Below are 13,837 nucleotides of genomic sequence, written 5' to 3'. Positions count from 1 at the left end.
GGGAACCTACAGCGCACGCTGCGGTGGCGGGACAGAGGCCGAACGGCCGGGACGAGCGAGCGGTAATAGGCTTGATCTGTCCTGTCACGCCTCCGGAAGGGGGCCCTTGATGGCGCCCCGCAGCACAGCCGAAGCCGACCTCACCGGCCTTCGTGAGGATTTCGCGGGAGACGCGCTCACACCCGCCGACGCGGGCTACGACGAAGCGCGCACCGTCTTCAACAGCATGATCGACCGCCGTCCCTCGGTCATCGCCCAGTGCGAGTCCCCTGCCGATGTGGCGCACGCCGTGCGCTTCGCCCGCGCGCACGGCCTGGAGATCGCCGTGCGCGGCGGCGGCCACAGCGTCGCCGGCATGGCGTTGAGCGAAGGCGGTCTCGTCGTCGACCTGCGCCGCATGAACGAGGTGGCGGTCGACCCGGCTTCCCGGGCGGCGCGGGTCGGCGGCGGCGCCACCATGAGCGACCTGGACCGGGCCACCCAGCCGTACGGCCTGGCGACGACCGGCGGCCGGGCCTCCACCACCGGCGTCGGGGGCTTCACTCTCGGCGGCGGCTCCGGCTGGCTCGAGCGGAAGTTCGGCCTCGCCTGCGACAACCTGCTGGCCGTCGAGCTGATCACCGCGGACGGCGGGACGGTGCACGCGAGTGTCGACGAGAACCCCGAACTGTTCTGGGCCCTGCACGGCGGCGGCGGCAACTTCGGCGTCGCCACCTCCCTCACCCTGGAGCTGCACGAACTGCCCGCGATGAGCATCGTCATGCTGCTCCACCGCCCCGAGAACGGCCGCCGCGTCGTAGAAACGTTCCGCGACGTGATGGCGTCGGCGCCGGACGAGGCGGGCGGCGGCTGCCTCTACTTCACCGCGCCGCCGGAGGACTTCGTACCGGAGCACCTGGTCGGCACGACGGTCTGCGCGACGCTGATCACCTTCGCGGGAACGGAGGAACGGGCCCGCGCCGTGGCGGCCCCGCTGCTCACGCTCGGCCACGGCGCGGAAGTCGTCGGCGAACTGCCGTATGCGGATCTCCAGTGCATGCTGGACGACCCGCCGGGCATGCGGAACTACTGGTCCGCCGAGTATCTCGACAGCCTCCCGGACGAGGCGGTGGAGGTCTTCTGCGCCCGCGCCTCGGACATGCCGATGCCCTCGGCGACCCAGCACGTGCTGTTCCCGATGGGCGGCGCGGTGTCCAGGAACACCTCCGGATACCCACTGCCGTGGCGCTCCGCCCCCTGGGCGGTCCACCCCTTCGGCGTCTGGGAGAACCCGTCGGACGATGCGCGCGGCACACAGTGGGTACGCGATGTGCGCGCCGATATGCGTCCCTGGTCCGGTGGCGCCGTGTATCTGAACTTCATCGGGAACGAGGGGTCGGCCCGGGTCGTCGAGGGCGTCGGCGCCGAGAACTACGCGCGGCTGGCCGCGGTAAAGGCCCAGTACGACCCCGACAACGTGTTCCGCCTCAACCACAACATCCTGCCCGCCGCACAGATGTGACGCACGCCATGCCGACAGAACGGCGGGCAAACCGCCCGTGCACGCGACGAGTTGTCCAGCCGGTGCGCGCCCCACATCCGGGCGGACCCGCCCCGTCGATGTTCACGGCCCCATTCGCCCGGTAACTTCCTGGTCAGGACGACAGCCCGTCGGAAACGAGTGGAAGCGTGAGGCCGCAGTCAGTGGAGACCCAAGGCGGAATAACCGTCCAGCGCGCGCTGGAGCTCCCCGGGCTGCGCAGCGGGCTCCCGGAGGTCGTGGCCGGGGCGGACAAGCTGAACCGTACGGTGCGCTGGGTGCACGCCGGTGAGGTGCCGAACATCGCCTCGCTCCTCAAGGGCGGCGAACTGCTGCTCACCACCGGCCTGGGGCTCGGTACCCGCCCCGCCGAGCAGCGGGCCTTCGTCCGCCGTCTCGCCGACCGCGGGATAGCCGCTCTGGTCGTGGAGCTCGGGCCGCGTTTCAGCCGGCTTCCGGCGTCCATCGTGGACGCCGCGCGGGCGGCCGGGCTGCCGCTCGTGCAGCTGCACCGCGAGGTGCCGTTCGTGGCGGTGACCGAGGAGGTCCACACCGAGATCGTCAACGGGCACTACGCGCTGCTCCAGCAGGCCGAGGAAGTGCACAGACGCTGCACGCACGCGCTGCTGGGCGGCGGCGGGGTCCCGCAGGTGCTCGGCATCCTGGCTGACTTCACCGCCAACCCGGTCTTTCTGGAGACCGCCGACGGCCAGTTGCTGTACGCGGCGGGCACCGCGGCCCGCCCGGGGAGCGCGGACCCGCTCCAGGTCTGGGACGGGATGCGCGGCGGGCGGGCGGCCCGCGAGACCCCGCCCACCGGTGCCTTGCTGGTGGACGTGCCCGGTGGTGGCGCGGGGGCCGGGTCGGTGCGGGCCAGGCTGGTGCTGCTGGCCGTGGACGGGCCGCTGGTGCCGGTGCACCGGATGGCGGCCGAACGGGCCGCAGGCCTCATCGCCGTCGTCCTGATGCAGGCGCGCCAGGAGGAGGAGCTGGCGGCACGCGGCCGGGGGGACTTCCTCACCGACCTCGCCGAGGGCCGGATCACCGCCGAGGACGCGCCTGCCCAGGCGAGAGTCCTCGGCTTCAAGCCGGGCGAGGCTCCACTGCTGCCCGTGGTGATGCGACTGGCACCCGAACTCTCGCCCTCGGGCAACTGGGCGCTGCTCGCCCGCGCGGTCCTGGAGGAGCTGTCGTCGGTCGGCGTGCCCGTGCTGCTCGGCGTCCGGCCGGTGGAGGGCAGGGTTCCGCTGCTGCTGGGGCTGCGCTCGGAGACCGAACGCACGGCGGTGGCCGACCGGGTCGCGGCGGCCCTGCGGGCGGGCGTGGCACGCGCCGGCCTGGAGCGCGCCGGATCGCATCCGCCGGTCGTGGTGGTCGGTGTGGCGGGCGGCTGGGCGGCGGCCGGAGCGGGACTGCGGCACGCGGCGGAGACGGCGGCCGCGGCGCAGGGGCTCAGCGACCGTCCGTGGTACGACGCCCGGCGCCTCGACATCGATCTGCTGCTGTGGCGGCTGCGGGACCATCCGGATCTGGCGGCTTTCGTGGACCGGGCCATCGGCCCGCTGCGGGACCACGACCGCACCTCGCGGCCTGCGCTGCTGCCGACCCTGGAGGCGTATCTCGCCCATGCGGGCCGCAAGGCGGAGACGGCCCGCGAACTGCATCTGAACCGGCAGACGCTCTACAACAGGCTGGCCCGTATCGGTGAGTTGCTCGGCACCGATTTGGACGATCCTCAGACGGTGCTGGCCCTGAGCCTGGCCCTGCGCGCCCGCCGCCACGCCTCGTAACGACCCGCCCCGGGCCGCGATTCAGTGCGGGCGGACCAGCTGCGGCTGCGCCAACTCGTCGTACACGGCGAGCACTTGCGCGATCGTGTCGTCCTCGGTCGGCCAGCCGGCGGCCTGTACGGGCCCCGCGGCCGCGAGCCGCTCCCGCTGCTCCGGGTCGCCGAGCAGGCGGCTCACCACGCGGGCGAGCGCTTCGGCGTTCCCGTACGGGACCAGTTCGGCGGCGTCACCCACGAGTTCGGGTACTCCGCCGACCTCGGTGGCGACCAGCGGAACGCCGAGCCGCAACGCCTCCTGGGCCAGCAGCGAACGGGCCTCCCAACGGCTGGACAGAATCGCCAGATCGGCGGCGGCGAGGAGTTCACCGACATCCTCCCGGCAGCCGATGAGGCTGACGGGCAGCTGCTCGTCCCGGATCCGGCGCTGCAGGGCGGCCCTGCACGGCCCCTCCCCCGCGATGACCAGCAGGGGTACGGGGTCGAGTTCACGCCACATGCGTGCGGCGTCCAGCAGCGTGTCGTACCCGTGGGCCGGCACGAGACTGCCCACGGACATCAGCAACGGCCGCTCCACCGCGCCCAGTTCGGCCCTCGCCTTGCCGTCGTGCACGACAGGCGGGAACCGGGCGAGCGGCACCGCGACCGGCGCGAGCCGGGCGTCGCGCGCGCCGCACCTGCGGGCACGATCGACCAGATCCGACGACGTACCGAGGACAACGGCCGCCGCACGGGCGGCCCTTCGCTCCACCAGACGCAGCAGCCTGCGCCGGGCTCCCTCGGCATGGGACCGGGTGTGCCAGGTCAGGACCAGTGGGGTGCGCCGCCCGCTGAGCGCGAGCCCGGCCCGTACCGCCGCATGCAGCCCATGGGCGTGCACGACGTCGGCGTCCGCGCAGGCGGCACGCAGCGCGGCGACGGCGGAGGGATCACTGCGCCTGGGCACCGGCGCGAAATGTGCTCCGGTGGCGGGGAAGTCGTAGGCGCGGTCCAGCTCGGCCGGCGCGCAGACCGTGACCCGCACGCCCCTGGCCACGAGCCCCGCGGACAGCGAGCTGACATGCGCGCTGCTGCCCGCACTGCCCCCGCCCAGGACTTGGACCGTATGCAGCTGTGACACGTTGGATGGCTCCCGGGGCTACCGAGTCGACGGTACGTACAGCGCCAAGGATGCCAGTCCGTACGCACGTTCCGGGACCGCCGGTACGTTGTTGCCGTGTGCCTGATGACAACGAGGCGGGCCGCCCCACCCGAACGGGTGAGACGGGTGGTCCACTATTGCCGCCCCGTACACCGGCGCCAGGACCCGGCAGACAGCCCGTCGGCGCCTGCCCCGGGGCCGTACGACCACACGGGACCGTACGACTCCCCGGCCCGTACGACCACCCGGGCGCGTCGGCCGACGCGGCCCGGCCCCGGTACCCGCACTATCTGTCCGCCCGTGCCGAGGCCAGCAGCTCCTCGGCGTGGGCGCGGGCGGTCTCCGAGTCCTCCTGGCCCGCGAGCATCCGCGAGAGCTCCCTGACCCGGTCCTCGCCCTCCAGGACCGTGACGCCACTCCTCGTCACGGAACCGTCGACCGTCTTCTCGACCAGCAGCTGCCGGTCCGCGAACGCGGCCACCTGGGGCAGATGGGTCACGACCACGACCTGCGCGGAGCGCGCGAGCTTCGCGAGGCGCCGACCGACCTCGACGGCGGCCTTGCCGCCGACACCCGCGTCGACCTCGTCGAAGAGGTACGTCGGTACGGGGGCGGACCCCGCGAACACCACCTCGACGGCCAGCATCACGCGGGACAGCTCACCACCCGAGGCTCCCTTGGCGATCGGCCGGGGCTGGGCGCCGGGGTGCGGCGCCAGCAGCAGTTCGACCTCGTCGGCGCCGGAGGGACCGTAGACGACGCTCCGCCCGCCGATGTCGATGCCGGATGCCTCGTCCGGCGCCTCCGTCTGCCTGATCTCGAACGAGACCCGGGCGTGCGGCATCGCGAGCGACGCCAGCTCCTCGGTCACGGCCTCGGCGAAACGCTCCGCTGCCTCCGTACGCGCGTCGGTCAACGCCTGCCCGAGTCCGGAGAGTTCGCCCCGCAGCGCGTCGCGTTCCGCCGTCAGCTCGCCGATCCGGTCGTCGTCGCCCTCCAGCTCGGTGAGCCGGGCGACTCCGTCCTCGGCCCAGGCAAGCACCGCGGCGATGTCCTCGCCGTATTTGCGGGTGAGCGTACTGAGCGCCGCGCGCCGCTCCTCGACCGCGGCGAGCCGCAGCGGATCGGATTCCAGCTGGTCGGCGTACCCGGCCAGCTCCCCGGCCACATCGGCCAGCAGGATGGAGATCTCACCGATCCGGTCCGCGAGCCCGGCCAGCGCCGGATCGTGGGCCCGTACGGCCTCCAGGGACCGGCCCGCCGCCGCGACCACGGTCGTCGCGTCGACACCTTCCTGGTCCTCCGGATTGCCCGCGAGGGCTCCGTGTGCGAGGGCCGCTGCGGAGGCGAGCGCGTCGGCATGACCGAGCCGTTCCGCTTCGGCGGCCAGTTCGATGTCCTCGCCCGGCCGCGGTTCGACTGCGGCGACCTCGTTGAGACCAAAGCGCAGCAGGTCCGCTTCCTGGGCCCGTTCGCGGGCACGCGTGGTCAGCTCGTCGAGCTCCGTGGCGACCGTGCGCAGCCGGCGGTAGGCGGACGCGTATTTGGCATGGGGCACGTCGACGTTGTCGCCCGCGTAGCGGTCGAGGGCCTGGCGCTGGCGGGCGGGCTTCAGAAGCCCCTGCTGATCGGTCTGGCCGTGGACGGCGACGAGTTCGTCGGCGAGCTCGGCCAGCACCCCGACGGGCACGGATCTGCCGCCGAGATGGGCGCGGGAACGCCCCTCCGCCGAAACGGTACGGCTGATGAGCAGCACACCGTCGTCGAGCTCGGCCCCGGCCTCCTCGGCACGCAGCGCCGCCGCGTCGCCATCGGCGACCGTGATCCGCCCCTCGACGACCGCGGCCTTGGCACCGATCCGCACAAGGGCGGGGTCGGCGCGCCCGCCGAGCAGCAGCGCCAGGCTGGTGACGACCATGGTCTTGCCCGCGCCGGTCTCGCCCGTCACCGCGGTGAAACCGGGTGACAGCTCCACCACCGCGTCGTCGATGACTCCGAGCGACCGTATCCGCATCTCCTCCAACACGGACACGACCTTACGAGGTCCGGACCCCCGAATGCGACGGGGCCCGGTCCCCGGTTCACGATCCGGTGCGCGGGACGGTCACGATCCCGGGCATCCGGGCGATCAGTGGGGCGCTCCCCGCCACCCCGAAACGGGCAGCGCGAACTTGGCGACGAGCCGGTCCGTGAACGATGCCTGGTGCAGCCGGGCCAGCCGTACGGGCACCGCCCCGCGCCGGACCTCGACCCGTGCGCCCGCGGGCAGCTCCACGGTCCTGCGCCCGTCGCACCACAGCACCCCGTGCGGCGTGTGCGGCTGGACCTCGACGGCGAGCACCGAGGTCGGGGAGGTCACGAGCGGCTTGGCGAACAGCGCGTGGGCGCTGATCGGCACCATCAGCAGGGCCTCGACCTCCGGCCAGACCACGGGTCCGCCCGCCGAGAACGCGTACGCGGTCGAACCGGTCGGGGTCGCGCAGACGATCCCGTCGCAGCCGAACCCGGTGACCGGCCGGCCGTCGATCTCCAGGACGACTTCGAGCATCCGGTCCGGCGACACCTTCTGCACGGCCGCCTCGTTGAGCGCCCAGTCGGTGTGCACGATGTCGCCGTTGCTGTGCACGACGACGTCGAGCGTCATGCGCTCCTCGACCTGGTAGGCGCGAGTGACGACCCGCTCGACCACCTGGTCCAGGTCGTCCCGCTCGGCCTCGGCGAGAAAGCCGACCCGGCCGAGGTTGACGCCGAGCATCGGCACCCCGGAGGCCCGGGAGATCTCGGCGCCGCGCAGCAGGGTGCCGTCCCCGCCGAGGACGACCAGCAGTTCGCAGCCGTCCACCGCGGCGGGGCCGGTCTCGCTGACGATCTCGACGGCCGGCGGCAGCGGCAGATCGGCCGCCTCATGGGCCAGCACCCGCACACCGAGGCCGCTGCGCAGCAGCCCCTGCACGACGAGTTCGGCGCTGCGGATCGCGGCCGGCCGGCCGGTGTGCGCGAGAAGAAATACTGTTCGTGCCGTATTCGTCGTCAACGAGGTCCCTCCGCCACTGCACGGTCGACATCCGCGGGATCGAGCTCAGGTGCTCCGGCCCGCAGCCACAGAAAGTACTCGACATTCCCCGAGGGGCCGGGCAGCGGACTTGCCGTCACACCGCGCACCCCCAGGCCCAGCAGACCGGCCCGGCGCGCCACCTCCCGTACCGCCTCGGCCCGCAGTTCGGGGCTGCGGACCACCCCACCGCTACCGAGCCGTTCCTTGCCCACCTCGAACTGCGGCTTGACCATGAGGACCAGGTCCGCGTCGGGAGCCGCGCAGCGCGCGAGAGCGGGCAGCACGAGTCCCAGCGGGATGAACGACAGATCGCCGACCACCAGGTCGACCGGCGTCCCTTCGATCTGTTCCAACGTCAGTTCGCGTACGTTGGTACGGTCCTTGACGATGACGCGTTCATCGGACTGCAACGACCAGGCGAGCTGTCCGTAGCCGACGTCGACGGCGACGACCTGGTCGGCTCCGGCCCGCAGCAGTACGTCGGTGAAGCCACCGGTCGACGCCCCGGCATCCAGTGCCCGCCGCCCCTCCACCGTCAGCCCCAGGGGTACGAAGGCGGCGAGGGCGCCGGCCAGTTTGTGTCCGCCGCGCGAGACGTACTCCGGATCGCTGTCGTCCTTCGTGACGACGACCGCGGCGCTGGTCTCGACCTGGGTGGCGGGTTTGGTCGCGGTGTTGCCGCCGACGGTCACCCGCCCCGCTGCGATCAGCTGGCTCGCGTGCTCGCGAGAGCGGGCGAGACTACGGCGTACCAGCTCGGCGTCGAGGCGGCGACGTGCCACTCCTGCCACGTTCGGTTCAGCTCCTGTTGTTGTACGGGGCCATCGGCGCGGGTGCGGGCCGGGCGTCCAGTGCGGTCAGCGCGTCGCGCAGCCCACGGTGTACATCCTCGTACACCTCGGTGTGCCCGTCCGCCGTGAGGTGGTCCGCGTCGGCCAGACGCTCCAGCCGCGCGTCCACCTCGGCGTTCCCCGTGGGGGTGCGCACGACGCCCAGGGGTGTGGGCGCCGCGGGCTCGAAAGAGGGCGGGGCAGCCGGTTCCGGTTCCTCGGGAGTGCTCCCGGGAGCCGTCTCCGGGCCCGGCATCCAGTCGTCGCTCATGCCGGAACGCTACCTCGAAGGGCTGAGGTAGCGTCGACGGCGATATGGCGACCATGGCGGAGTGCCGCAGCGCACTCGACAGACTTTCCGACAACCTCACCGGGGCCGAGGGAGACGTGCGCTCCGCCGCCGACCTCGACCGGTCACTGAGCTGTCACATCAAGGATCTCGATGTGACCTTCACCGGACGGCTGAAGGATGGCCGGATCCAGGTTCACGACACGGTCGAGGGGCCACCCCGGGAGAAGGCCCAGATCCGCTTGGCGATGACAGGCGACGATCTGGTGGCCATGGTGGACGGCGAGCTGAACTTCGCGAAGGCGTGGGGCTCGGGCCGGGTCCGTCTGGAGGCCGGCTTCCGGGACCTCCTGAAGCTCAGATCACTGCTGTAGGACGCCCGCTCAGGCCTTGAGCTCCGCCCGTGCCTTCCGCGCGGCCGGGACCACCAGGGGTGTGCCCGTCTCGGGGTCGTCGATGACCTGGCAGCGCATCCCGAAAACCTCCTCGACGAGTTCCGCCGTGACGATCTCGGCGGGCGGCCCCTCGGCGACGATCCGGCCCCCGCGCATCGCGATGAGGTGAGTGGCGTACCGCGCGGCATGGTTCAGGTCGTGCAGGACCGCGACGAGCGTGCGCCCTCGGGTCTCGTGCAGTTCCGCGCACAGGTCGAGCACGTCGATCTGGTGCTGGATGTCGAGGTACGTCGTCGGCTCGTCCAGCAGCAGCAGCGGGGTCTGCTGGGCGAGCGCCATCGCGATCCAGACACGCTGACGCTGCCCGCCGGACAATTCGTCGACATAGCGACCGGCCAGCTCACCGACGCCCGTGGACTCCATGGACTCCACGACGACGCGCTCGTCCTCGGGCGACCACTGCCGCAGCAGACCCTGGTGCGGGTAGCGACCGCGCCCGACGAGGTCGGAGACGGTGATGCCGTCCGGTGCGATCGAGGTCTGGGGCAGCAGCCCGAGCAGCTTCGCGACCTTCTTGGCGGGCATCGCGTGGATGGACTGCCCGTCCAGGAGGACCTGCCCCCGACTCGGCTTCAGCATCCGGGACAGCGCGCGCAGCAGGGTCGACTTCCCGCAGGCGTTGGGGCCGACGATCACCGTGAAGGAGTTGTCGGGTATCTCGACCGAGAGGTCCTCGGCGATGACCCGCTGGTCGTAGCCGAGGGTCACCGAGTCTGCGGTGAGGCGCTGCATGGTCGTACTCCCGGAGTTGGTGGGCGTCATGTGCGGGGCGACCGGCCCCGTGGCCGGGCGGGAGCCATGTCGACCAACGAAAAGTTAGGTTAGCCTACCCTCCTACCCTGTGGGCTCCCCCCGGTCACGGGCCCTACTGCAGCCCTACGCCCCTACAGCCCCAGCCTCGCGAGCACCTTCCCCGCGTCCAGGCCGCACGATCCCTCGCCGGCGTACGTCCAGGCCGCCCCGCAGAGCGCCCGCAGCCCGTCGAGTTCGTCGCCCTCGCCCTCCAGTACCAGCTCGTCCCCGCGCACGGAGGCACTCCAGCCACCGCAGCGCACCGCGTCGCCCTCCGCCGCCACCTCGGGCTGCCCGGTGAGCAGTCCGCGCAGATCCCGGTCCACATACGTCGGCCGGTACCGCGGCTCGGCGGCCAGGAGCTGAGCGGTGTCCGTCACCCCGGTGAGAACGAGGAGCGAGTCGACGCCCCCGTTGAACGCCCCCTCGATGTCCGTGTCCAGCCGGTCCCCCACGACCAACGGCCGCTCGGCCCCGGTCCGCAGCACGGTCTCGCGGTGCATCGGCGGCAACGGCTTCCCCGCGACCTGCGGCTCGGCGCCCGTCGCGATCCGTACGACCTCCACCGCGGCGCCATTGCCGGGCGCGATGCCACGGGCACTCGGGATCGTCAGGTCGGTGTTGGACGCGAACCATGGCAGCCCGCGCGCGACCGCGTAACTCGCCTCGGCCAGACGCCCCCAGGGCATGTCCGGGCCTCCGTACCCCTGTGCCACCGCCACCGGCTCGTCGTCCGCCGACTCCACGGGCACCAGACCGCGCTCGCGCAGCGCAACCCGCAGCCCTTCCCCGCCGATCACCAGCACCCGTGCCCCGGACGGCAGCTGATCCGCCATCAGCCGGGCGACCGCCTGTGCGGAAGTGATCACATCGGCGGCCTCGGCGGGCACACCCAGTTCGGTCAGATGCTCGGCCACCGCGTCCGGCGTCCGCAGCGCGTTGTTCGTCACATAGGCGAGATGCATCCCACCGTCCCGAGCGGTGCTCAGTGAGTCGACGGCATGGACGATGGCGTGGCCGCCCGCGTACACCACCCCGTCGAGATCGAGCAGGGCCGTGTCGTACGCCTCGTTCAGCGCCGCACTGCTTCCGAGCGGTCGGGACCTGTACTGCTGGCTCATATACCTACGCTCCTCATTCATGCCTCTCCCCCGATCATCGCGCATGTGCGGAGCGCACATACGATGCAGAAATGAACACATCAGGTCCCGCCGAACAGGGGCTGCGTCTGATCCCGTTCCGTGGACTTCGTTACGTCCCCGAGCGGGTGGGCAGCCTTGCCGCGGTGACCTCACCGCCGTACGACGTCGTCGTCAGGCCCGACGGTCTCCACCACCTGGAGTCCGCGGACCCGCACAACATCGTGCGGCTGATCCTGCCGCAGGCCGACACGGCCACGGCCCGCCATGAGCAGGCCGCCGCGACGCTCGGCGACTGGCTCGCGGAGGGCGTGCTCGCGCCGGACCCGGCCCCCGCGCTGTACGTCTACGAGCAGCGCAACAGCGAGATCCTGCAACGCGGTCTGATCGGCGCCCTGGCGCTCTCGCCCGCCGCCGACGGCATCGTGCTCCCGCACGAGGACGTCATGGCCCATGTCGTCGAGGACCGGGCCGACCTGATGCGTACGACGGCGGCCCATCTGGAACCGCTGCTGCTCACGTACCGGAGCGACGGGCGGCGCACCGGCACGACTGCCGTGATCGAACGGATGGTGGCGCGCCCACCGCTCCTGGCCACCACGACAGAGGACGGCTTCAGCCACCGCCTGTGGGCCGTCACGGACCCTGTGGAGAGGGGCGAGATCGAGTCGGATCTCTCCCGTTACCAGGCACTGATCGCCGACGGTCACCACCGATGGGCCACGTATCTCAGGCTCCAGCAGGAACAGACCCGTCCCGGCCCCTGGGACTTCGGCCTGGTCCTTCTCGTCGACACGGCCCGCTACCCGCTCCAGGTCCGCGCCATTCACAGGCTGCTGCACAAACTCCCGGTGGCCGACGCGCTCGCCGCCCTGAACGGCCTGTTCCGCGTCCGGGACGTCGAGGGACCGCTCCCTCACGCGCTCGACGCCCTCGCCGAGGCCAAGACCGAAGGCAACGCGTTCCTGCTCGCGGGCGACGGCCGCTTCCATCTGGTCGACCGCCCGGACAAGGCACTCCTGGCCCGTACGGTCCCGGCCGACCGCCCGGAGGCCTGGCAGACGCTTGACGCGACGGTCCTGCACTCCACGCTTCTCGACCATGTCTGGCAGATCCCCGACGCCCCGGAACACATCGCGTATATCCACGACACCGCCGCCGCCGTCGAACAGGCCGAACGCCACAACGCCACGGCGGTACTGCTCCATCCGGTACGGGAAGAGGTCGTCCGCGACCTGGCCAGGCAGGGCGTCACTATGCCGCGCAAGTCGACCTCGTTCGGCCCCAAGCCGGCCACCGGCATCGTGCTGCGCAGCCTCGACCTCGACTGACGGGGCCAAAAACAGAAGAGGGCGGCACCCCTTCCGGGGTGCCGCCCTCTTCACTACCGCTTACGCCTTCGGGGCCTCGTCCGAGTCCGAGTCCTCGTCGTCGTCCTCGTCCTCCTCGTCCTCCTCGTCCTCGTCGTCCTCGTCGTCGAGCTCGTCACCCGCAGCCTCGACTTCCACGACCTCGACGGCCTCGTGGTCGTCGCCCTCACCGAGAGCGTCGACGAACTCGACGCCGTCGAGCTCGGCCAGCCGGTCCGACGCGTCGGTCGAACCGTCCTTGTCGGCCTCCAGCGCCTTGCCGAACCACTCGCGCGCCTCATCCTCACGACCTGCCTCGAGCAGCGCGTCCGCATACGCGTAACGCAGTCGCGGAGTCCACGAGTGCACGGCGCTCGACGCCAGCTCGGGGCCCTGCAGCGTGACGATGGCGGCATCGATCTGCCCCATGTCCCTGCGGGCTCCGGCAGCCACCAGACGCATCTCGACCTGTCCGGCCTTGTCGAGCTTCTGCACCTCGGGCTCGCCGGCCATGGCCATCGCCCGCTCGGGGCGACCGAGGCCACGCTCGCAGTCGGCCATAACGGGCCACAGCTCCACGGACCCGGTCATCCGACGGGACGCCCGGAACTCGGCCAGCGCCTCGGCGTACTTCTGCGTGGCGTACGCGGCGAAGCCGGCGGCCTCACGCACGGCGGCCACACGCGACGCCAGCCGCAGCGCGATGCGCGAGTACGCGTATGCCTGCTCGGGGTCCTCGTCGAGCAGGTTGGCGACCATGACGAGGTTGCGTGCGACGTCCTCGGCAAGCGTCTTCGGCAGGCTCATGAGCTCCTGGCGAACGTCCTTGTCGATCTCGTGACCGGTGACGTCGTCAGGAATGGGGAGCCGCTTGATCGGCTCGCGATCCCGGTCGTCACGACGCTCGAAACCACCGGACCGGCCACCGCGGTCGTCGCGCTGACCACCGCGGTATCCACCACGGTCGTCGTCACGACGCGGTCCGCGGTCGCTGCCGCCACCACGGTTGTCGTCACGGCGGAAGCCGCTGCTGGGGCGGTCGTCATCGCGACGGGGGCCACGCGGCCGGTCGTCACGACGCTCGAAACCACCGCTCGGACGGCCACCACGATCGTCATCACGACGCGGAGCACGCTCATCACGACGGAAACCACCACCGGAACTACCGCCACCACGGCTGTCGTCCCGACGGAAACCACCACCGGAACTACCACCGGTGGGCCGGCTGTCATCACGACGCGGGGCACGGTCGTCCCGACGGAAACCGCCACCCGAACTGCCACCACCACGGCTGTCATCGCGACGGAAACCACCACCAGAGCCACCACCGGTGGGCCGGCTGTCATCACGACGGAAGCCGCTGCTGGGGCGGTCGTCATCGCGACGGGGGCCACGCGGCCGGTCGTCACGACGCTCGAAACCACCGCTCGGACGGCCACCACGATCGTCATCACGACGCGGAGCACGCTCATCACGACGGAA

The 13,837-nt window shown here is 71.7% G+C and carries 12 protein-coding genes and 1 pseudogene; 4 read left to right on the top strand and 9 right to left on the bottom strand.

Annotated elements, in window-relative coordinates; translation table 11 throughout:
• Positions 1 to 109 precede the first annotated feature (109 nt).
• Both ACFT7S_RS29140 and ACFT7S_RS29135 read left to right on the top strand, forming a co-directional pair.
• Positions 110 to 1,501: an FAD-binding oxidoreductase gene (locus ACFT7S_RS29140; protein WP_382736934.1), complete on the top strand. Its 1,392-nt coding sequence runs from the start codon at positions 110 to 112 to the stop codon at positions 1,499 to 1,501.
• A gap of 182 nt (positions 1,502 to 1,683) precedes the next feature.
• Positions 1,684 to 3,309 carry a PucR family transcriptional regulator gene (locus ACFT7S_RS29135; protein WP_382737056.1) on the top strand — a complete coding sequence of 542 codons (1,626 nt, stop codon included), beginning with the start codon at positions 1,684 to 1,686 and terminating at the stop codon, positions 3,307 to 3,309.
• A gap of 21 nt (positions 3,310 to 3,330) precedes the next feature.
• On the opposite strand, the gene ACFT7S_RS29130 is transcribed toward ACFT7S_RS29135, so the two are convergent.
• From ACFT7S_RS29130 to ACFT7S_RS29110, 5 genes are all read right to left on the bottom strand, one after another.
• Positions 3,331 to 4,425, bottom strand: coding sequence for a glycosyltransferase family 4 protein (locus ACFT7S_RS29130; RefSeq protein WP_382736932.1), 1,095 nt, complete (start codon positions 4,423 to 4,425; stop codon positions 3,331 to 3,333).
• Positions 4,426 to 4,732: 307 nt separating this feature from the next.
• Positions 4,733 to 6,478 (bottom strand): DNA repair protein RecN, encoded by a 1,746-nt coding sequence (gene recN / locus ACFT7S_RS29125; protein ID WP_382736931.1) that lies wholly within the window; start codon positions 6,476 to 6,478, stop codon positions 4,733 to 4,735.
• Positions 6,479 to 6,574: 96 nt separating this feature from the next.
• On the bottom strand, positions 6,575 to 7,480 hold the full coding sequence (locus tag ACFT7S_RS29120; protein WP_382736929.1) for an NAD kinase: 906 nt from the start codon (positions 7,478 to 7,480) through the stop codon (positions 6,575 to 6,577).
• Positions 7,477 to 8,292, bottom strand: a complete 816-nt coding sequence (locus ACFT7S_RS29115) for a TlyA family RNA methyltransferase (RefSeq protein ID WP_382736927.1) — start codon at positions 8,290 to 8,292, stop codon at positions 7,477 to 7,479. Before ACFT7S_RS29115 ends, ACFT7S_RS29120 begins: the two co-directional genes overlap by 4 nt.
• A 7-nt stretch (positions 8,293 to 8,299) precedes the next feature.
• A complete protein-coding gene (locus tag ACFT7S_RS29110; protein ID WP_382736925.1) occupies positions 8,300 to 8,602 on the bottom strand; it encodes a hypothetical protein in 303 nt (100 codons plus the stop codon).
• Positions 8,603 to 8,646: 44 nt separating this feature from the next.
• On the opposite strand from ACFT7S_RS29110, the gene ACFT7S_RS29105 reads away from it, so the two are divergent.
• A complete protein-coding gene (locus ACFT7S_RS29105) occupies positions 8,647 to 8,994 on the top strand; it encodes an SCP2 sterol-binding domain-containing protein (RefSeq protein WP_382736923.1) in 348 nt (115 codons plus the stop codon).
• 9 nt (positions 8,995 to 9,003) lie between these two features.
• On the opposite strand, the gene ACFT7S_RS29100 is transcribed toward ACFT7S_RS29105, so the two are convergent.
• Together ACFT7S_RS29100 and ACFT7S_RS29095 are read right to left on the bottom strand one after the other, a co-directional pair.
• Positions 9,004 to 9,807, bottom strand: a complete 804-nt coding sequence (locus tag ACFT7S_RS29100; protein WP_382736921.1) for an ABC transporter ATP-binding protein — start codon at positions 9,805 to 9,807, stop codon at positions 9,004 to 9,006.
• A 152-nt stretch (positions 9,808 to 9,959) separates the two neighbouring features.
• The gene (locus tag ACFT7S_RS29095; protein ID WP_382736919.1) at positions 9,960 to 10,988 is read right to left on the bottom strand and encodes an HAD hydrolase-like protein; all 1,029 of its coding nucleotides are present in this window, start codon (positions 10,986 to 10,988) and stop codon (positions 9,960 to 9,962) included.
• 71 nt (positions 10,989 to 11,059) lie between these two features.
• Between ACFT7S_RS29095 and ACFT7S_RS29090 the strand changes: the two genes are divergently transcribed.
• On the top strand, positions 11,060 to 12,337 hold the full coding sequence (locus ACFT7S_RS29090; protein ID WP_382736917.1) for a DUF1015 family protein: 1,278 nt from the start codon (positions 11,060 to 11,062) through the stop codon (positions 12,335 to 12,337).
• Positions 12,338 to 12,397: 60 nt separating this feature from the next.
• Here the strand turns inward: ACFT7S_RS29090 and ACFT7S_RS29085 are convergent, their stop codons facing one another.
• Both ACFT7S_RS29085 and ACFT7S_RS29080 read right to left on the bottom strand, forming a co-directional pair.
• A complete protein-coding gene (locus ACFT7S_RS29085; protein WP_382736915.1) occupies positions 12,398 to 13,162 on the bottom strand; it encodes a hypothetical protein in 765 nt (254 codons plus the stop codon).
• Positions 13,159 to 13,837 (bottom strand): annotated as a pseudogene (locus ACFT7S_RS29080) (hypothetical protein); the annotation flags it as partial. The gene ACFT7S_RS29085 and the pseudogene ACFT7S_RS29080, both read right to left, overlap by 4 nt.

It is taken from the genome of Streptomyces sp. NPDC057136, assembly GCF_042670885.1.
In the GTDB taxonomy this organism is placed as follows: domain Bacteria; phylum Actinomycetota; class Actinomycetes; order Streptomycetales; family Streptomycetaceae; genus Streptomyces.
The sequence above is the reverse complement of the archived record's forward strand: the minus strand, read 5'-3'. Positions and strand labels throughout refer to the sequence as shown.

Excerpts from the sequence above, each read along its gene's own strand:
- ACFT7S_RS29140 (WP_382736934.1), top strand. The coding sequence starts at position 110 with ATGGCGCCCCGCAGCACAGCCGAAGCCGACCTCACCGGCCTTCGTGAG.
- ACFT7S_RS29110 (WP_382736925.1), bottom strand. The coding sequence starts at position 8,602 with ATGAGCGACGACTGGATGCCGGGCCCGGAGACGGCTCCCGGGAGCACT.
- ACFT7S_RS29105 (WP_382736923.1), top strand. The coding sequence starts at position 8,647 with ATGGCGACCATGGCGGAGTGCCGCAGCGCACTCGACAGACTTTCCGAC.
- ACFT7S_RS29100 (WP_382736921.1), bottom strand. The coding sequence starts at position 9,807 with ATGCAGCGCCTCACCGCAGACTCGGTGACCCTCGGCTACGACCAGCGG.
- ACFT7S_RS29095 (WP_382736919.1), bottom strand. The coding sequence starts at position 10,988 with ATGAGCCAGCAGTACAGGTCCCGACCGCTCGGAAGCAGTGCGGCGCTG.
- ACFT7S_RS29090 (WP_382736917.1), top strand. The coding sequence starts at position 11,060 with ATGAACACATCAGGTCCCGCCGAACAGGGGCTGCGTCTGATCCCGTTC.
- ACFT7S_RS29085 (WP_382736915.1), bottom strand. The coding sequence starts at position 13,162 with ATGAGCCTGCCGAAGACGCTTGCCGAGGACGTCGCACGCAACCTCGTC.